Raw genomic sequence first — 18,315 nt, 5'->3', positions numbered from 1 at the left:
AATATTTATGCCTGATTAAAAAAAGAGGGAGCTGAACAATGAATAAAATTCAATGTTTCCTGTTATCACTAGCATTATCTAGCACTGCTTTTGCAGAGAATCAAAATCTAAAGATTAATCAAACTGTTTTTGAGTTAAAAAGTGCCTCGAATCAAGATGATGTTGACCTTATCCGTAATGATATTGAATTTTATCGGCATGGCAAAAAACTTTTAACGCATACCCTATATGCAACATCTGGCGACTGTAGTATCACTCAAATCGAAGTAGGTGATTATGCAGTCAAAGATAATCAGATTATTTTTTATAGTTACTGGGCTGCCGCGGATCGACAGGGGATATGGAGTTATCCCTATGGCGTCCGTAAACAAACTTATACTGTAGATGCAAAGGGAAATGTTAAACTAGTAAGTGCGTTACTTTACATTGAAGATGTCATGGATGATCCATTAAAGATAAATCCTGACGAAGGCTATCTGCAATTTCTACATCACCCACCAAAAACCAAGCAACAGCAACGTATATTGAATGATTATGTTCAAACTATGCAAACCCAATATAAAGGGCGTTTTGTTCATGGACAGGAACGGGCTTTGCTAATTAAAGAAGTAAAAACCAGATTGGCGAAACAAATTGCTCGTGAAACTCAGGGATGGAAAGAACAGTTTGGCAACAATGCCCGTATGTAAATTTACGAATGTTTAGCAGTGTCCAAAAGCTGTAATGCAACAATCGACAGTGCAGCCATAGCTGTATTCATGATAAAGGGATTAAAACCCTGAACAAAATAGTGTGGATAAACAACTCCAACCACAACGATAAAGAACAGCATTGCCATGATATTTAAATAATGTAGTACCTTTGATTGTCTAAAAATTAAAAACAATATGCCAAATATGATTTCTCCAACGCCAGAGAGTTGAATTAAGCTTGGAATGTTCAGGAATTGAATCCCTGTAAATTCCCAAAACTGCTGTTCTTCAATGACCTTATATATGACTTTAGGCACCAAGCCTTGATAAATCCATAATACAGCTAAAGTGATTTGAATACTCAATAAGGCATGGCTAATTGCTTGAAGTGGATTCATAAACAACATGTTCCAAAAAATGGTGTTGATGATGTGAAGAAATGAATAGGCATTGATCTGTGGTACCAAATAGGCGATAGCGATTTAAAGCGATTCGGCGATACACAAAGTTTCGGATAAACTTTGGAATTAAATAGCCAATTTTTAAAGCAGAAAACGGAAAGCCTAGTTCTTCAATGACTTTTAAAAATGCTGTAGATTCACGGCTTGCTTGTCCATTTTTAATCACCAACATGGTGTCAAAGTGTTCAGTGGGCATTTGATAGTAGTTTAAAATGGCTTGACCCAGTGGAGATTGAACGGAAGCCAACTTAAATCTTGCTTGAGTATCATGCTGGATTAAAAACTTTGCCCAAGCATTGCATAACACACAAATTTCATCGAATAATATAATGTCATATTGTTGAATGATCTCTTCAATTTTCTGTTGCATGTTTTCACTCTAGATGGGAGCTTTTTTTCAATATAGTTGATTTATAGACAATAAAAAACCACCCGAAGGTGGTTTTTCATGTTTCAATCAATTATAGAAAACCAGGATGCCCTTTAGCAGGATCACTGTCTCGAGCAGCTTGCGCATCGGCAACACTGAGCCCTAATGCTTTTGCAACACCTTCGCCGTATGCAGGATCACATGCATAGCAGTTACGGATATGACGATACTTGATGAAGTCTAAGGCATCGCCCATTGCACCCGCCGTATTGTCAAACAAAGCTTGTTTCTGTGTATCATTCATTAAGTTGAACAAGGCACGCGGTTGGCTAAAATAGTCTGCATCATCCTGACGGAAATCCCAATAATCGGCATCACCACTGATTTTTAATGGAGGTTCTTTAAACTCAGCCTGTTCTTGCCATTGACCAAAACTATTCGGTTCATAGTGCGGTAAGCCACCATAGTTGGCATCTACACGACCTTGACCATCGCGATGATTGGAGTGGACAGGGCAACGTGCAGCATTGACTGGGATCTGTTGATAGTTCACACCAAGACGGTAACGTTGCGCATCTGCATAGTTAAAAAGTCGTGCTTGTAACATGCGGTCAGGTGAGACGCTGATTCCTGGCACTAAATTACTTGGTGCAAACGCGGATTGTTCAACATCCAAAAAGAAGTTTTCAGGATTTTTATTCAGCTCAAATTCACCAACATCAATCAATGGATAATCTGCATGTGGCCAAACTTTGGTGAGGTCAAATGGATGATAAGGAACTTTTTCTGCATCAGTTTCAGGCATGATTTGAACTTGAAGTTTCCACTTTGGAAAGTTGCCATTTTCAATTGAATCGAATAGATCACGCTGGTTACTTTCGCGGTCTTTTGCTACGACTGCTTCAGCTTCGGCATCAGTTAAATTTTCAATACCTTGTTGTGTACGGAAATGAAATTTCACCCAAAAACGTTCGTTGTTTGCATTGATGAAGCTATAAGTATGACTACCGAAACCATGCATATGACGGAAGCTTTTCGGGATACCGCGATCAGACATTACAATCGTAACTTGATGCAACGCTTCTGGTAATAATGTCCAGAAATCCCAGTTATTGGTTGCACTACGTAGATTGGTTTTAGGATCACGTTTTACGGCTTTATTTAAGTCAGGGAATTTACGTGGGTCACGCATGAAAAATACAGGGGTATTGTTTCCGACAAGGTCCCAGTTACCTTCTTCAGTATAGAATTTTAATGCGAAACCACGAATATCTCGTTCTGCATCTGCTGCACCACGTTCACCTGCGACTGTTGTGAAACGAGCGAACATTTCTGTTTTCTTACCAATGTGTGAAAAGATTTTAGCGCGTGTGTACTGTGTGATGTCATGAGTGACAGTAAATGTACCAAAAGCACCAGAACCCTTGGCATGCATGCGACGCTCTGGAATTACCTCACGTACAAAGTTAGCGAGCTTTTCATTTAACCATAAATCTTGTGCAAGCAGAGGACCTCGTGCGCCTGCCGTTAAACTATTTTGGTTGTCTACAACAGGTGCACCAAAAGCAGTTGTTAGGTGGGTGACAGGGCATTTTTTTGAGTCTTGGCTCATTCTATTTCTCCATTTTTAATTAATCATGTATTCATTTTTGAATAGATGGAATAGATAAAGAATATTCGCTATTACATGACATTAACTGTATTTCAAAAACCAATATAGTGAACAATTGTTAAATCTATTTGTCCTTAAATTAAATGATTAATCTTTTAATTTAAGACACAGGGCAGTACTAGATATCTGCTTTAAATACACAGCTTCTATACGAAGCGTTGTGTGCTTTTTTAAAAGAGACAATTACACTTTAAGTTGAACTTTGATATTTGTAAAATTGATAAAAATATTATATTTGATTTGTTTTTGCGATTAAATGGTTGTGTATACCCATTTACCAGCTAGGAAGAATGAATCAATAAATTTTTGCAATATTGAAATCAAAATACAGCTTCAGTTGGGATAGTGGTCTCTTCTTTAAATCTGAAAGTTAAGATAATCCTGTAGAATTTCCTATAAAACATAAGATATTTCGCCTAAGAAAAGTGAATGGTAAAAATGAAGAGTCATGCGACTATCCTCTTCTTTTTAACTCAGCGATCCTCCCTTATCTGAAATTACGCTGAGTTGCTGAAGGATTTCATTTTCTAAAACTTTCCAATCTTTAAACTCAGGTTCAATCAACAATGTCTGAGAGACAAAACCATAGCAAATCCGTTGTACGTTTAGACTGATCTGTTCGAGTTGTTCATTATCCTGAATAAAAGGTTTAAGTATGTTTTGCCACATCTGTATCATCATGGCATAACTTTTTTGATAAGTTTCTATACTTGAAATCTGCCGTTCTAAGAGAAAAGACTGCGCCCATAAAAACTGTTGGGATTGGATTTGCTCAAGTTGAAAATGAATAATTTGCGCTAAATAGTCAGTAAAACTCAAATCTGTGGATAAGTCATATCTGCTTTGTGCATAACTTTTAAGAGTTTCAGCATTGTTTTTAACATGTTGATAGATGGTTAACGCTATCAAATCTTGCTTTTTAGAAAAATACTCATAAAAGGTACCTAAACCAACACCAGCAATATCGGTAATTTCTCGAATGGTAATTTTATGAGCAGGATGTTCATGTAAAAGCCGAACAAAGCTTTCAATCAACGCTTCTTGCGTGATACGAGCCCTTGATTGGCGAGGTTTACGACGTACATTGATTGTAGGTAAAGCCATAAAAATAATCCGAACATCCTTGAAGGTATTTTCTTCTATACTGAATGTAATTGGTTAAAACAACAAGATAGGATTTTCAGGATGAACACGCTACAAAATTGGCAAACCCATGAAATCAGTAACCAGTTTGACGAGTTACAAGCTTACAATCTATTTGAAACGGATCAGGTGTTGCAGGAAATATTGCAACGTTATGGCAGTACAGATCAGCAAAACCTCAGTCAACTCGCGCAGATTGTGGGTTCCACAGAATATTATCAATATGCCGATTTAGCCAATCGCCATACCCCTGAATTACATGCTTTTGATGCTCGTGGTCGTCGTAAAGATTTCTTAGAATTTCATCCAGCATGGCACCAATGGATGAAGCTCAATCGTCAATTTAATACCCATGCTTATCCATTTAATCATCCACAATCGAGTACCAAATGGGTGGATTGGGCAGCACGTTTCTTTCTGAGTGGACAAGTTGAGTGTGGCAATTTATGTCCAAATTCGATGACTTTAGGCAGTATTCCACTCATTCAAAATGAACCTGAATTATGGGCAAAAGTGGGTGAAAAACTATTATTTACTGAATATGATGAACGAGATTTGCCAATTGCTCAAAAAAAGTCAATTTGGTTAGGTATGGGGATGACGGAGAAGCAAGGTGGTTCAGATGTTCGAGCCAATCAAACCATCGCAGTACCTGTTGCTGAATCAGGTCGTGGACAGGCTTATCTACTGACAGGACACAAATGGTTTTTCTCAGCTCCCATGTGTGATGCACATTTAGTTGTTGCGAAAACTGAACAAGATGGTTTGGCGTGTTTCTTTGTTCCTCGTTGGTTGGAAGATGGCACGAAAAACAATATCCATGTGCAACGTTTAAAAGATAAAGTGGGTAATCGTAGTAACTCAAGTTCAGAAGTCGAATTTAAAAATGCTTGGGGCATCATGATCGGAGAAGCGGGACGGGGCATTCCAACCATTATTGAAATGGCAAATTATACGCGCTTGACTTGTTCTGTAGGCTCAAGTGCGATGTTAAGACAAGCATTGGTGCAGTGCATTGCCTATACGCGCCAACGAAAAGCTTTTGGTAAACATTTGGCAGAACACCCTTTGATGCAAGCGGTGTTAGCCGATTTAGCCTTGGAAACGGAAGCAGCCATGCAATTGAGCTTTCATTTAGCGCATTGCTATGAAAATACAGATGAATTATCACTGGCGTGGAAACGGATCATGACCCCAGCCGCAAAGTTCTGGATATGTAAACGTACTGTGGAATTGACTGGCGAAATGATGGAAGTTTTTGGTGGCAATGGTTATGTTGATACAGGAATTATGGCGCGTATTTTTAAAGAAGCGCCAGTGAATACGATTTGGGAAGGCTCTGGTAATGTGATGTGCTTGGATGTATTACGTGCCATTCAACGTGACCGCGATTCAATTGAAGTCTTATTTAAATCATTGGCACAAGTCGCATCTCAAGATTCAATTCTACAAAATGAATTACAAGCTTTATTTAAATTATTTAATGGCTTACAAGCAGATGAATTGCAATTTATGGCACGTAGCTTAGTCAGCCGATTAGTTATTTTGGCACAGGCTATTTTGCTGAAACAACATGCACCCGGTTTTGTTGCGGATGCTTTTATTGCAACACGTTATAGTGCGTTTTATGGAAGGGTGGTTGGAATGCTGGATGCCAAATCGGTAGATGTAGAAAGATTATTAGGTAGAGCTTTTGCCTAATTTCTTTAGCCGTGTAAAAAGGGCATTATTTACATAATGCCCTTCTTTTTAAGCGACTTTTATCAAAGTTCAAACTTAAAATAGGTTATCGGAATTACTTCTGCTTTTTAAGCTTTTTCTTGAGCTTTTTTAATTTACCTTCGTGTTTGGAGATTTTTTCCAAACGTGCTTTGATTTTCTGCTTTAAAGATTTAACTTGCTTAGACATCATGTTACTCCTTAGTTTGAGTATCCGTTGGCTGATGTTTTTTGATAAAACTACGGATAAATTTTCTTAACTCACGTGCTGCGCTGGTGTCCATCGTTTCACAGAGTTGTAAAAACTGATCACGCTCAGCACTGTTAATGCGAATTAAGAGTTGCCCATCTTTTTTATTCACCTTTGTCTTTTTGGGTAATTCAGCCATGACGTATATCCCCAAAGGTGATAATCAAAAATGTATATACAATATATATGCATTTTTTAAGTTAAGCAAATTTATATTATTGAAAATATTTAATATTTTGTGTTTTATTGATTTTTTTTGTAATTTATCTTTCTTTTATGTTGATAAGTGATTGTTACTAAAACTTTTATTTTTTGAATCAAAAAAGATTTGAAAAATAGCAAATCAATCGCAGGTTATAAGTGGATGATTTATCGTTTTAGAACATCATTTGACTATTTACTTGATTATTCTAGGCAGCATTTTGCTAAGTGTGTTGCATATGCAAGAAATAGATCTTAAACAAAACCCATTGATTTAAAATGGGTTTTGTTAATTTGAGAAATTCAATATTTCATCAGAAAAATTAATGAGACTTAATCAGCTCAACTCGGCGATTTAAAGCTTTACCATTTTCTGTTGAGTTTTCTGCAACTGGTTGAGTATCACCAAAACCTTTTGCAGTTAATCGATTTTGTTGAATCCCAGTATTATCGGTGAGGGCTTTAACAACAGCATTTGCACGCTGTTCTGAAAGGGCTTGATTGTGTTTTGCATCACCTGAACCATCGGTATGACCATTAATAGTTAATTTGAGTTCAGGATTATTTTTTAACAATTGAATGACTTGTTCTATTTGAGTCTGAGATTCAGGCAAAATGTTGGCTTGATCTGTGGCGAAGTTGACCTCGATATTGACCTTATTTTCTTTGTCTAAAGCAGTTTTTAATTGATCAGGATTTAATACTTTTGCTGTAATTTCAACAGGTTTTGTTTCAGCAACCAATAAGCCTGCATTTCCATTTCCTGTTTGAGTAAGTTGAAACCAGATATTCTTATTCGCTTGACGAACGACAAAGGTCTGGGTTGGGTTATTAAAAACATCTCCTAAACCAGCAACATAATCTACTTGGAACTTTTGTGGAAGCTTGTCTAACGCTTGTTGAGGAATTTTACTCATTGTAATTTGCTTGCCCCCCAACTGTTGAATTACATTTTCCAAATTACGTTGTAACTCTAAGAAGCTACCTTCTTTGTAATCCTCATTTTGTTGAATAGCTGCGCTATATAATTGCCCTTCAATGTTTTGAATATGTTGACCTGTCCAAAACGGTATTTTCTCAAAATTTACTTTGATTGCGTCATGAAACTGATAGCCATTCGGCAAGGAAATATAGGGGAATTGACCGAGCGTAATATTTGAAATTGGAATCTGTGAAAGATCAAAAGTGTTTTGAATAGATTCGGTTTTTACTGTTTCTGAGGCAACAGAACTTGCACTTGATTCGGTTGTAATGACTTCAGCTTTCTCAGGTTTACTACATCCCATTAAGCCGAAGGTTGGAAGCACCAACAAGAGTAGAACACTTGATAATTTTTTTTGATTGAACACATTATTCTCCAATTTTAACTTATGACCCTATGTTGTATTGAGCATGTTTATATTCAAATTTATGTGCATACTATAGAGAACGGTGTTTAAAATTTATACGTGATTTTTAATTTGATTTGTAAAACTTTAATTGAATTCAAAAGATATCGGCTGGTGAATATAATCAATTTAAGATCAATCTAAAAGATTGTCTCAATATAATATATACAAGGATTAGGCATTAAATAGTGACAAAGCTGATTAATTTAAATACTTGTATTCTGCACAAAAAAGCGTAATATCACAGTCCCACTCATGAGGTGGTAAATCATAAAATAGGTAAATAAAATGGCAAAGAAAAAAGTCATGCCTGAGGTTGTGATTCACAACTTTGTGGCAAAACACATGCACGAAGTCAACAAGAGCCAAGTGTTTGTAGATCGTAAAAAGAATGCAAAACGCGGTTATGATAAACACAAAAAAGGTCGATATTCTGATGATTATCGACCTTTTTTGTGGACTACGATTTTTGCTTAATCTTAAGAAAAATAAGAATTAAATATTCACTAAACGATTTGATTTTACCATGTCAGCTAGACCATGATGTTTAAAGTAATACTCCATCCAGCTTTTCACCATCAATGGGTTATTCATTGCCACAACTTCTTCAAGTAGCTTTTCTGCATCACTCATTGAAACGTGACAAATCGCCTTACGCACACGTAAGATATTGCTTGAACTCATCGATAAAGTATTGAAACCCATTGCCATCAGCAGAATTGCAGACAATGGATCTCCCGCCATTTCTCCACAGATACTGATTGGTTTATCGTATTTATGACACTCTTGAACCAAACGTGTTAAAGCACGCAAGATGGACGGGTGAAAGTGTGAGTAAACACTTGAAACACGTGGGTTATTACGATCGACAGCCAGCAGATATTGGATTAAATCGTTTGAACCCACCGAGAAGAAATCAACCAATTCCGCAAATTCACCAATTTGTAAAAGCACACTTGGTACTTCAACCATGATACCAATTTTAGGTTTGGTAATTTTAACCTGTTCTTCTTCTTGAACTGCAATCCAGTCTCGCTCTAGTAAATAGAGGGCTTCTTCAACTTCACTGACACTGGTTACCATCGGCAGTAAAATATGAAGATTATTCAAGCCAATGCTGGCTTTAAGCATGGCACGAATTTGCGAAGAAAAAATTTCAGGGTGGTCAAGGGTAAAACGAATGCCTCGCCAACCCAAAGCTGAGTTTTCTTCTTCAATTTGGAAGTAAGGTAAGTCTTTGTCAGCGCCAATATCTAAGGTGCGCATCACCACAGGTTTATTGGCAAAATGGCTCAACTGTTGACGATAAATAGCACGTTGTTCTTCTTCGCCAGGAAAGCGCTCGCGTAACATAAACGGAATTTCAGAACGATAGAGTCCTACACCTTTGGCGCCACGTTGAACACCACGAACTACATCAATCATCAAGCCTGTATTGACATAAAGCTTTACAGCAACGCCATCAGGCGTGATGGCATCTTTGGTTTCGTATTGCTTTAAATCTTTGGCAATTTGTTCTTCTTCTTTTTGAATTTCTTTATATCGTGTACGTAGACGGCGTGGTGGGTTAACAAAAACACGTCCTTGATATGCATCCACGATCATTTCAACATCATCAAGGGTATTGACGGGCAATTCAGTGACACCCACTACAGTTGGAATACCGAGTGCACGGGCGACAATCACCATATGTGAGTTAGCTGCACCTTCAGAGGTGACGATTGCTGCAATCTTATCGACAGGAAGCTCAACTAATGCAGCAGTGCTAATCTCATCTCCGATCAGAATACTTTCAGAGGTGATTTCCTTATGACTGGTATCACCTTCTTGTAAGGCTGCTAAAATTCGCCGTCCTAAATCTTTGAGATCAGAAACACGTTCTCGTAAATAATCATCTTCCATTTGAGCAAAGAGAGCAACGTGACGGTCAATCACATGCTTTACAGCACCTTGCGCCCAACTGCCATCTCGAATAATTTCTTTGATTTCAGTAGGCAAAGCATTTTCATCTAGCATGCGTAAAAACACACTAAACAACGCTCGTTCTTCAGCCATAAGTGAGTCTTGCATTTTGTCATCAAGTGATTGAATTTCTTCACGTACAGAAGCAATCGCATGATCTAAAAGCTTGAGTTCTTCACTAATGTCATCGGCATCACGATCTGGAACAGCCGCAAGGTCCGCGGGAGGATAAAGAATAATGGCACGACCTAGAGCAATTCCTCCTGCACCCGATGAACCTTGGAACGTTTTATAATTAGAGGAGTTACTTGGCTTGCGGAATACGTCAATATTTCCAACAGCATGAGCATGTGCAATAACGCCTGATAGCTGCGCACACAAAGTCACTAAAAAAGATTCCGCTGCTTCACTAAAGTCTTGAGGTTCAGTATTTTGAACCACCATTACGCCCATTACTTTGCGGCGATACATGACAGGTACGCCAAGGAACGAATTATAAATTTCTTCTCCCGTTTCAGGGAAATAGGCGAACCGTTCATGCTTAAATGCATTGTCTAAATTGACAATTTCTTCACGTTGACCGACTAAGCCAACGAGACCTTCACCTAATTGTAGGGAAACATTGCCAACAGACTCCTGATTTAAACCTTTGGTTGCCATGAGTACATAGCGTTGATTACGTTCATCTAACAGATAAATCGAGCATACATCTACATGCATTGCTTCAGAAACTTGATTGACCATGATTTCTAAAGATTCATGCAAACTGACCGATGCATTGATCTCTTGTACAATGCGTCTTAAGGTGTCCAGTTGCATGTTCGACATAGGTGTATGCTCCTAATCTAAGCTATGTTTTAAAGCGTTTTCATCAGTATTATTTATAACAGCACTACTTTGAAAAATCATTCATATTTTTGAAGAAATTTCAGGGGTGTAGTGTGGCATTTGCATACATAACTCCATCATCGCTTTACGATAAACATCTCGTTTAAAATTAACCACTTGACCAAGTGGATACCAATAACTGACCCATTGCCATTGATCAAACTCGGGCGGATCAGAGAGATTCAACTGAATATGTTTCGTTGAAGCTGTGAGTTTGAGTAAAAACCATTTTTGCTTTTGTCCAATACAAATCGGATCGGAGTCCGAACGAATGTATCGAAGTGGCAAACGATAATGCAACCAGTCATCTGTCTGGGCAATTATTTGGACGTGCTCGGGTAAGAGCCCAACTTCTTCACGTAGTTCTCTAAAAAGAGCTTGCTCAGGAGTTTCTCCAAATTGGATACCTCCTTGAGGAAATTGCCATGCATTGTGCCCAATGCGCTTTGCCCATAAAACTTGTCCAATATCATTTGCCAAAATGATCCCGACGTTGGGTCGGAAACCTTCTGAGTCGATCATTTGGCTACCTAAAATTTGTTAATTTCATCTGACTTTATATATGGGGACTGACACTCTTTTGTCCAACTCGATAAAGTCAAAGTAATAATGTTGTAAAATTGCTATGATCTTAACGAATTTCTATCGACTAGCGGTGATAGATTTACAATTTTTTTCTTAAATTTCAGTTTAAACGAGTATTTTCATGAAATTGGCGCTGTTTGACTTAGATCACACCTTATTAAATACAGATTCGGACCACTCTTGGGGAGAGTTTTTGGTCAATGAAGGCTTGGTCGATCCAGTTCGCCATCGTGCGATGAATGATCAGTTTTATGAAGATTATAAAGCAGGGCAACTTGACCCGATTGCTTATAATGAGTTTGTTTTTGAGTTTTTGACTCAACATGATAATGACTATTTAACTGAATTACATCAGTTGTTTATGAAAAAAGTCATTCGCGCACAAATGCGCCCGAAAGGCTTTGCTGCGATTCAAAAACACAAAGATTTAGGGCATGCTTTAGTAGGGATTACAGCAACTTCTGATTTTATCACTGCGCCTATTTTTCGTGAATTTGGAATTACTGAAATTATCGCAACCAATGCAGAAGTTAAAAATGGACAATACACGGGCAAAGTCACCAATATCCCATGTTATCAAAAGGGCAAATTAGCACGTTTGGATCAATGGCTTGAGAGACGTGATGTGACTGAATCCTGGGCATATTCAGATTCGATCAATGATCGCTTTTTATTGGAGTATGCAGATCATGCGATTGCGGTAAACCCAGATGATCGTTTAGAAGTGTTAGCCAAAGCACAAGGTTGGGATATTCAGGATTGGTCGATCTAATCCAGCTTGTTCGTTATCAGCAGCACTTCGGTGCTGTTTTTTTATAAAAATCTAGTAAAAATACAGCAGCAGAGTCTGTCATTTAAAACCCAGCAACAATAAAAAAATACAGCATGATTTGTGATAAAAAGGTAACTTTTGAACTAGATTTATGATTGATTTGCAGCGTTATTCAAGCAATGTATTCGGTCCAATCCTGTTCAAATCACTGAATAGAAAATGCTGAATGGGTTGCTAAATTTGATCTGTTCATCAATTGTAAATATTTTTATAAATGAATATTTTGTGCTTCATTTTCAGTGTAAAAATGCTATGTTGAGCTGAGAACTTTTAAAACTGATGGAGATTAAATAATGAGCCAGACACGTCCAAGAATGACCAATTTATTTGAACAACTTGGTTTAGACTCTAGCGAACAAGCAATTCAAAATTTTATTGAAAATCATCAGTTAGATGCCGACACATTTTTGACTAAAGCTGAGTTTTGGACCGATGCACAACGTCAGTTTTTAGATGAAAAATTGAGTTCTGATGGGGAGTGGGCAACCATTGTTGACCAATTAAATGAGTCTTTGCATGAAGATTCAGTCAAATAAGGCTGTGGATATTCTCAACCTAAATAAAGCGCTCATTATTCAAATAATCAGCGCTTTATTTTTTTTTATTTCATCATTTCAATTAATTCCTGAACAGCTCTGGATTGAGTACGTGCAGGATGCCAAACCATTCCCAATTGACGGTTCATCTCGAAATGAAGATCCAACTGTTGTAAATCTTGATTGAGCAAGGTTTTGGGTAAAACAGACCAACCTAAACCGATTGAAACCAGCATGCGAATAGATTCTAAAGGGTTGTTACTCATGGTGGTTTTAGGTTTTAAGCCTTTCTTTTCAAACTCAGCTAAGGTGATCTGACTGGTATACGTCTGTGCAGCTGGCAATAAACTTGGGTACTCAATTAAATCTTCAAGTTTAAGATTTCTTTTTTGCGCCAAAGGATGAAAAGGAGCCACAACAAAAACCAAAGGATCATTCCAGATGGTGATGTAACTTAAACGTTCATCTCCTTGAGGGGGAAGGGTTAAAAAAGCAAGTTCCAAGTCGCCTGCCAGCACTTGTTCATGCGCTTGTTCAGAGTCGACAAAATGTACATCCAGTTTAACTTCTGGAAAAAGTTGTACATATTTTTTTAAGTGCTGTGGTAAATGATGTAAACCAATGTGGTGACTGGTTCCAATTTTGAGTTTTCCTCTTACTTCACCTTGCTCATGGCTGAGGGTATGGTGAATATCCCCTAATTCATTGAGCCAGTTTTTTACTTTGGGCAATAGTGAATGTGCTGCATGTGTTGCTTGAACACCACGTCCTGCGGATTCAAATAGTTTGACACCAAAATATTCTTCTAGACTGTGTATCCGTTTGGTCACAGCAGGTTGGGTAATAAATAGATTTTCTGCTGCCATCGAAATAGAACCAGTTTCCATAACTTTGACAAAAGCTTCAAAAGCAGCGAGATTCATGATCTTTCCATCCATAAAGAATTTTTATGCGTATTTCATTATTGAGAAGTTTTAAGAATTAATCAAAGTAATTTTCACTTTTTTTCGATTTTGGCTATTGTGATCTGTGCTTGGTTACAATGATAAAACTTTCATACAGGTTTAAACTGTACACAGCTAAGTTGACTGATTTATAGTGTGACAATAAAAATAATCAAGGAAATATTATTTGACTCAACCTACTCGAAGCACCATTCATGACTTTCAACAACGCGCTCGTGACACATTGCCAATATCTTGGGGAAGATTTCTTGTGATTATGCTGATTCTCGGGGGAATCAGTTTAGTATTGTTATATTTATTCCAAATTTATTTTCTTGCCATTCTTGTCGGCATCATCGGTATATTTTGGTTGAGAGCACGCATACACAGACTACGAAAAATCCGCGCATGGAATGATTTTAAAATTCCTGCTGAAGTTTGGCGGGTATTTAAACAGCGACATCCCAATATTGCGACATCATCATATCCTTATATTGAAGAGGGTTTTAAAGATTATTTAGCGATTCATCTTTTGCGTAAAGATGCGTATGCTATGCCTTCTCATTCTGTAGATGCCTTATGGCATGTATTAATTGAAGAGTTTGATACATTTTATCGAACGATGTGCCTAAACTTCTTAGGTTATGAATTAATTCATCAACCCCATGATCCACTACCGACAGAAGCACAAAGAGCCTCTCAAAAAAAACAATTGCTCAATACATGGCAAAGTACATGCCATTTACATGGTTTAAATCCAGAAAATACTCAAGTTTTACCGAGATTGTTTCAAGTCGATGGTCATATTCGTTGGGAAAAAGGACTGATTTTTAGTTTGCCGTTCATGCTTGGAATGTATAGTCAAATGATGAGCTCCACATCAGACGCTTCTTCTACAGCCACGACATCCTCTTGTTCATCTTCAACCTCGTCATGTTCTTCAAGTTCCTGTTCTGGTTCGAGTTCTTCACATGATTCTGGACACTCTCATAGTCATAGTTCAGACTCTTCATCTTCTTGTAGTAGTTGTAGTAGCTGTGGAGGTGGTGGTGATTAACACCTCCCGCTACAGTCAATTTATCTAAGCTTTCACTTCTGTTCTTTGAGCAATTTTTTGATCTCTTTTATTCCAGACTTTTTCATGGAAAAAGAATGCAAAGGCTTGAACTGTAGGTTCGAGTAGACTTAATGTCACAGCCATCCAAAAGTTACCTGTCACCACATAAGCAACCAACATTGCGACAGTAATGTGCATGATGTAGTAGCTTAATGTTTTCTTGAAAACGCGTTGATTGTTTTGTAAAAAGTTTTGAATATTCGCCATCAGGTTCACCACTTATTGATTCATTATTTAAATAATAATCATTATCAATTGTAATGTAAAAAGGTTTTTTTGACTCATGCTGATTGGATTTCTAAATAAACAATAAAGAATAATTGAAAAGAGGTTGTTAACCGCCTAGATTAAGGTGAAATAAATCGATGCTCACTTTTATCATTCTATTTAAAAGTTCTGGGAAAAGTGAAAGTTAGGTCATGGTGTAATCGGTGATCTAGCAAACTGATTTCATTGGAGAGCTAGGGTTGATGAGGATTAAACTTTTAACTTCATTTAAGCTTATCTACAATGAATCTTTGAATTTTGATCATGCCTATTATTTGAAAATATGATTTTTTGAGCTGAAAATAGAGCATGATTTCAAGTCATTTATCTGGCAAAGAATGATATGGAAATAGTTTTAATGGATTCCAAAAAGTTTTTAAACTGATAAAAATGATAAATTAGATTTATGTAAAAACGTGGTTATAATCGACATTAATGAAAGAATTACCCAGTCCAGTGGAGCACATCGACATGGCAGGCGAAAACCAAAAAGCAAAAACCTTATATGATAAATTATGGGATGACCATCTAGTAAAACAACGAGATGATGGCTCTGCATTACTTTATATCGATCGTCATCTATTGCATGAAGTAACCTCTCCTCAGGCATTTGAAGGTCTGCAGCTTGCTGGGCGTAAACCATGGCGTTTGAGTGCCAATGTCGCGACTCCTGACCATAACGTACCCACTTCAACCAAAGAACGTTCTGAAGGAATTGCTGGAATTGAAGATGATACTTCACGTATCCAAGTTCAAACTTTAGATGATAACTGTAAAACATTTAATGTGGTGCAATTTGACATTAATGATATTCGTCAAGGGATTGCACATGTGGTTGGTCCAGAGCAAGGTTTGACTTTACCAGGAATGACGGTGGTATGTGGTGATTCACATACAGCCACACATGGTGCATTTGGTTGTTTGGCACATGGAATCGGAACTTCAGAAGTAGAACATGTATTGGCAACACAATGCTTAGTTCAAAAGAAAATGAAGAATATGCTGGTTCGTGTCGATGGTACATTGGGTCAAGGTGTGACGCCTAAAGATGTGGTGTTAGCCATTATTGGTAAAATTGGGACTGCTGGCGGTACAGGTCATGCGATTGAATTTGGTGGTCAAGTCTTCCGTGATATGTCGATTGAAGGTCGTATGACGGTGTGCAATATGGCTATCGAAGGCGGTGCGCGTGTCGGTATGGTAGCTGTTGATGAAAAAACGATTGAGTATGTAAAAGGTCGTCCTTATGCACCACAAGGTGAGCAATGGGATGCTGCTGTAGCTTATTGGAATACTTTGCATTCTGATGATGACGCGCACTTTGATACAGTTGTGGTTTTAAATGGTGAAGAAATTGAACCACAAGTGTCTTGGGGAACGTCTCCAGAAATGGTCATTCCAGTCTCTCAAGCGGTTCCAACTTTACAACAAGCCAAAGATGACGTGCAACGTAATGACTGGACTCGTGCTTATCAATATATGGGTTTAAATGCTGGTCAGGCGTTGGCAGATATTCAATTGGACCGTGTTTTCATTGGTTCTTGTACCAACTCTCGTATAGAGGATATTCGTGCAGCTGCTGCTGTAGCCAAAGGTAAAAAAGTGGCTTCAAGTATTAAGCAAGCGATGGTTGTACCGGGTTCTGGTTTAGTGAAACAACAAGCAGAAGCTGAAGGTTTAGATAAAATCTTGATCGAAGCTGGATTTGAATGGCGTGAGCCGGGTTGCTCGATGTGTTTAGCGATGAATGCGGATAAGTTACAGCCTGGCGAACACTGTGCATCAACTTCAAACCGTAACTTTGAAGGTCGTCAAGGGAATGGTGGTCGTACTCATCTGGTGAGTCCAGCAATGGCAGCAGCTGCGGCGATTGCAGGTCACTTTGTCGATGTTCGTTCATTCTAAGCTGGGGTAAGGAGCAAACTATGAAAACTTATACCGTTGAACAAGGTATTGTTGCACCATTAGACCGTGCCAATGTTGATACAGATTTAATTATTCCAAAACAGTTTTTAAAATCGATTAAACGTACGGGTTTTGGTGACAATTTATTTGATGAATTGCGTTATTTGGATGAGGGTTATCCTGGGCAGGATAATGCTAAGCGTCCTAAGAATCCAGATTTTGTTTTAAACCAGCCGCGTTATCAAGGTGCATCGGTTTTAATTTCTCGTGCAAACTTTGGCTGTGGTTCAAGTCGTGAGCACGCACCTTGGGCATTGGAAGAGTTCGGTTTCCGTACCGTGATTGCACCAAGTTATGCAGATATCTTTTTCAACAACAGTTTTAAAAATGGCATGTTGCCAGTAATTTTGTCTGAAGAAATTGTTGATCAATTATTTAAAGAATGTGCTGCTACTGAAGGCTATCAGCTCACGATAGATTTAGAAGCACAGGAAGTCCGTACACCAAGTGGTGAGGCATTCAAATTCGAAGTAGATCCATTCCGCAAGCACTGCTTATTGAATGGTTTGGATGATATTGGTTTGACTTTACAGGCAGCAGATGAAATTCGTGCTTATGAAGAAAAAACCAAGCAATCACGTCCTTGGGTATTTGCTGAAATTCAAGGTTGATTTTCAGTGAACATTTTACTCGTAGCGTGAATGCCTAACTCTTGCTAACATGCAAAGCATAACAAAATGAATGTTGGCTCGGTAATGCAAGGGTTGGGGTTGAGCGATGACTAAGTTTTTAGTTCGTGGTGTTTTAATCAGTTTGACAGGTTTAATCTTGAGTGCATGCCAATCAGCACAAATGGTTGATTTGGTTCGTATTAAACAAGCTGAAAAAAATCAGATGAGCCAAAATACAGTTTCAGTTTATTGCTCAGGTGCAGAGCATTGTGAATTTGCGCGATTAAATGATTTGATTATCATGCAGGAAAATACACAGCGTGCGAATCGTAAAGCCATTGATAAAGGTTATCTAAAGCTAACAGGTAAGCCTTTAGATCAAATTGGTGTGTATTTAACGATTCCACCGCAGCAATATGAAATGGTGGTTCGGTTCTATCCAATTACCAAAGATCATGCTGAAGTTTTTCATGTGATTCATGATTTTAAAGCAAATCAAAAATATACATTTAAAATGTATCGCCAAAGATCACAGGGTGCAGGAAGCTTATTGAATGTTTCCTCACCAACACCACTCTGTGTCGATATGCTTCAAGAAACTCGAACAATTCGCCGTTTCTGTCGTCCTCATAATGCAGTGACAGGGGTGAGCGAATTTGTTGAGCAAAAAATTTAATCTCAAATCAGTATAGATGCTGAATAAAAATGGAAC

19 protein-coding genes are annotated in these 18,315 nt (G+C 37.9%); 9 read left to right on the top strand and 10 right to left on the bottom strand.

Annotated elements, in window-relative coordinates; genetic code table 11:
- Positions 1-38 precede the first annotated feature (38 nt).
- Complete coding sequence (locus I9192_RS19680; protein WP_005035556.1) at positions 39-689, top strand: hypothetical protein; 651 nt, start codon at positions 39-41, stop codon at positions 687-689.
- Positions 690-691: 2 nt separating this feature from the next.
- Here I9192_RS19680 and I9192_RS19675 read toward each other — a convergent pair whose 3' ends face one another.
- The 4 genes from I9192_RS19675 to I9192_RS19660 form a co-directional block, all read right to left on the bottom strand.
- Entirely contained in the window at positions 692-1,090 is a 399-nt protein-coding gene (locus tag I9192_RS19675) for a DoxX-like family protein (protein ID WP_005035558.1), read from the bottom strand.
- Positions 1,068-1,523: a thiol-disulfide oxidoreductase DCC family protein gene (locus tag I9192_RS19670; RefSeq protein ID WP_005035560.1), complete on the bottom strand. Its 456-nt coding sequence runs from the start codon at positions 1,521-1,523 to the stop codon at positions 1,068-1,070. The genes I9192_RS19675 and I9192_RS19670 overlap by 23 nt, the downstream gene beginning before the upstream one ends.
- Positions 1,524-1,614: 91 nt before the next feature.
- Positions 1,615-3,135, bottom strand: coding sequence for a catalase (locus I9192_RS19665; RefSeq protein WP_004826559.1), 1,521 nt, complete (start codon positions 3,133-3,135; stop codon positions 1,615-1,617).
- Positions 3,136-3,663: 528 nt separating this feature from the next.
- Positions 3,664-4,299: a TetR/AcrR family transcriptional regulator gene (locus I9192_RS19660; RefSeq protein WP_005035562.1), complete on the bottom strand. Its 636-nt coding sequence runs from the start codon at positions 4,297-4,299 to the stop codon at positions 3,664-3,666.
- Between the two features lie 81 nt (positions 4,300-4,380).
- Between I9192_RS19660 and I9192_RS19655 the strand changes: the two genes are divergently transcribed.
- A complete protein-coding gene (locus I9192_RS19655; RefSeq protein WP_005035564.1) occupies positions 4,381-6,039 on the top strand; it encodes an acyl-CoA dehydrogenase family protein in 1,659 nt (552 codons plus the stop codon).
- Positions 6,040-6,251: 212 nt separating this feature from the next.
- On the opposite strand, the gene I9192_RS19650 is transcribed toward I9192_RS19655, so the two are convergent.
- Entirely contained in the window at positions 6,252-6,446 is a 195-nt protein-coding gene (locus I9192_RS19650; protein ID WP_004718119.1) for a hypothetical protein, read from the bottom strand.
- A gap of 385 nt (positions 6,447-6,831) precedes the next feature.
- Positions 6,832-7,857, bottom strand: coding sequence for an OmpA family protein (locus I9192_RS19645; protein ID WP_005035567.1), 1,026 nt, complete (start codon positions 7,855-7,857; stop codon positions 6,832-6,834).
- 327 nt (positions 7,858-8,184) lie between these two features.
- Between I9192_RS19645 and I9192_RS19640 the strand changes: the two genes are divergently transcribed.
- On the top strand, positions 8,185-8,373 hold the full coding sequence (locus tag I9192_RS19640) for a DUF7230 family protein (RefSeq protein WP_004826569.1): 189 nt from the start codon (positions 8,185-8,187) through the stop codon (positions 8,371-8,373).
- An 18-nt stretch (positions 8,374-8,391) separates the two neighbouring features.
- On the opposite strand, the gene ptsP is transcribed toward I9192_RS19640, so the two are convergent.
- Together ptsP and I9192_RS19630 are read right to left on the bottom strand one after the other, a co-directional pair.
- Positions 8,392-10,686, bottom strand: a complete 2,295-nt coding sequence (gene ptsP, locus I9192_RS19635) for a phosphoenolpyruvate--protein phosphotransferase (protein ID WP_004826571.1) — start codon at positions 10,684-10,686, stop codon at positions 8,392-8,394.
- A gap of 81 nt (positions 10,687-10,767) precedes the next feature.
- The gene (locus tag I9192_RS19630; RefSeq protein ID WP_005035569.1) at positions 10,768-11,268 is read right to left on the bottom strand and encodes an RNA pyrophosphohydrolase; all 501 of its coding nucleotides are present in this window, start codon (positions 11,266-11,268) and stop codon (positions 10,768-10,770) included.
- Positions 11,269-11,452: 184 nt separating this feature from the next.
- Between I9192_RS19630 and I9192_RS19625 the strand changes: the two genes are divergently transcribed.
- Together I9192_RS19625 and I9192_RS19620 are read left to right on the top strand one after the other, a co-directional pair.
- Positions 11,453-12,103 carry an HAD family hydrolase gene (locus I9192_RS19625; RefSeq protein ID WP_005035571.1) on the top strand — a complete coding sequence of 217 codons (651 nt, stop codon included), beginning with the start codon at positions 11,453-11,455 and terminating at the stop codon, positions 12,101-12,103.
- A gap of 353 nt (positions 12,104-12,456) precedes the next feature.
- Positions 12,457-12,699, top strand: a complete 243-nt coding sequence (locus I9192_RS19620) for a DUF2789 family protein (protein ID WP_005035573.1) — start codon at positions 12,457-12,459, stop codon at positions 12,697-12,699.
- Positions 12,700-12,764: 65 nt separating this feature from the next.
- Here the strand turns inward: I9192_RS19620 and I9192_RS19615 are convergent, their stop codons facing one another.
- Positions 12,765-13,622, bottom strand: coding sequence for a LysR family transcriptional regulator (locus I9192_RS19615; RefSeq protein WP_200150007.1), 858 nt, complete (start codon positions 13,620-13,622; stop codon positions 12,765-12,767).
- Between the two features lie 208 nt (positions 13,623-13,830).
- On the opposite strand from I9192_RS19615, the gene I9192_RS19610 reads away from it, so the two are divergent.
- Positions 13,831-14,700, top strand: coding sequence for a glycine-rich domain-containing protein (locus I9192_RS19610; protein ID WP_005035577.1), 870 nt, complete (start codon positions 13,831-13,833; stop codon positions 14,698-14,700).
- Positions 14,701-14,724: 24 nt separating this feature from the next.
- Here the strand turns inward: I9192_RS19610 and I9192_RS19605 are convergent, their stop codons facing one another.
- Positions 14,725-14,967 (bottom strand): DUF2061 domain-containing protein, encoded by a 243-nt coding sequence (locus I9192_RS19605; protein ID WP_004826583.1) that lies wholly within the window; start codon positions 14,965-14,967, stop codon positions 14,725-14,727.
- Positions 14,968-15,498: 531 nt separating this feature from the next.
- On the opposite strand from I9192_RS19605, the gene leuC reads away from it, so the two are divergent.
- The 3 genes from leuC (at position 15,499) to I9192_RS19590 (ending at position 18,279) form a co-directional block, all read left to right on the top strand.
- Positions 15,499-16,932 carry a 3-isopropylmalate dehydratase large subunit gene (gene leuC / locus I9192_RS19600; RefSeq protein WP_200150006.1) on the top strand — a complete coding sequence of 478 codons (1,434 nt, stop codon included), beginning with the start codon at positions 15,499-15,501 and terminating at the stop codon, positions 16,930-16,932.
- A 20-nt stretch (positions 16,933-16,952) separates the two neighbouring features.
- Positions 16,953-17,603, top strand: coding sequence for a 3-isopropylmalate dehydratase small subunit (gene leuD / locus I9192_RS19595; protein ID WP_005035580.1), 651 nt, complete (start codon positions 16,953-16,955; stop codon positions 17,601-17,603).
- A 106-nt stretch (positions 17,604-17,709) separates the two neighbouring features.
- Complete coding sequence (locus I9192_RS19590) at positions 17,710-18,279, top strand: hypothetical protein (RefSeq protein ID WP_004826588.1); 570 nt, start codon at positions 17,710-17,712, stop codon at positions 18,277-18,279.
- Positions 18,280-18,315: the final 36 nt, after the last annotated feature.

The sequence above is a fragment of the Acinetobacter bereziniae genome, assembly GCF_016576965.1.
Lineage (GTDB): Bacteria > Pseudomonadota > Gammaproteobacteria > Pseudomonadales > Moraxellaceae > Acinetobacter > Acinetobacter bereziniae.
This window is presented reverse-complemented; position numbering and strand designations above follow the sequence as displayed.

Excerpts from the sequence above, each read along its gene's own strand:
- I9192_RS19665 (WP_004826559.1), bottom strand. The coding sequence starts at position 3,135 with ATGAGCCAAGACTCAAAAAAATGCCCTGTCACCCACCTAACAACTGCT.
- I9192_RS19615 (WP_200150007.1), bottom strand. The coding sequence starts at position 13,622 with ATGAATCTCGCTGCTTTTGAAGCTTTTGTCAAAGTTATGGAAACTGGT.
- I9192_RS19670 (WP_005035560.1), bottom strand. The coding sequence starts at position 1,523 with ATGCAACAGAAAATTGAAGAGATCATTCAACAATATGACATTATATTA.
- I9192_RS19680 (WP_005035556.1), top strand. The coding sequence starts at position 39 with ATGAATAAAATTCAATGTTTCCTGTTATCACTAGCATTATCTAGCACT.
- leuC (WP_200150006.1), top strand. The coding sequence starts at position 15,499 with ATGGCAGGCGAAAACCAAAAAGCAAAAACCTTATATGATAAATTATGG.
- I9192_RS19650 (WP_004718119.1), bottom strand. The coding sequence starts at position 6,446 with ATGGCTGAATTACCCAAAAAGACAAAGGTGAATAAAAAAGATGGGCAA.
- leuD (WP_005035580.1), top strand. The coding sequence starts at position 16,953 with ATGAAAACTTATACCGTTGAACAAGGTATTGTTGCACCATTAGACCGT.
- I9192_RS19640 (WP_004826569.1), top strand. The coding sequence starts at position 8,185 with ATGGCAAAGAAAAAAGTCATGCCTGAGGTTGTGATTCACAACTTTGTG.
- I9192_RS19675 (WP_005035558.1), bottom strand. The coding sequence starts at position 1,090 with ATGAATCCACTTCAAGCAATTAGCCATGCCTTATTGAGTATTCAAATC.
- I9192_RS19655 (WP_005035564.1), top strand. The coding sequence starts at position 4,381 with ATGAACACGCTACAAAATTGGCAAACCCATGAAATCAGTAACCAGTTT.
- I9192_RS19630 (WP_005035569.1), bottom strand. The coding sequence starts at position 11,268 with ATGATCGACTCAGAAGGTTTCCGACCCAACGTCGGGATCATTTTGGCA.
- I9192_RS19620 (WP_005035573.1), top strand. The coding sequence starts at position 12,457 with ATGAGCCAGACACGTCCAAGAATGACCAATTTATTTGAACAACTTGGT.
- I9192_RS19605 (WP_004826583.1), bottom strand. The coding sequence starts at position 14,967 with ATGGCGAATATTCAAAACTTTTTACAAAACAATCAACGCGTTTTCAAG.
- ptsP (WP_004826571.1), bottom strand. The coding sequence starts at position 10,686 with ATGTCGAACATGCAACTGGACACCTTAAGACGCATTGTACAAGAGATC.
- I9192_RS19590 (WP_004826588.1), top strand. The coding sequence starts at position 17,710 with ATGACTAAGTTTTTAGTTCGTGGTGTTTTAATCAGTTTGACAGGTTTA.
- I9192_RS19625 (WP_005035571.1), top strand. The coding sequence starts at position 11,453 with ATGAAATTGGCGCTGTTTGACTTAGATCACACCTTATTAAATACAGAT.
- I9192_RS19660 (WP_005035562.1), bottom strand. The coding sequence starts at position 4,299 with ATGGCTTTACCTACAATCAATGTACGTCGTAAACCTCGCCAATCAAGG.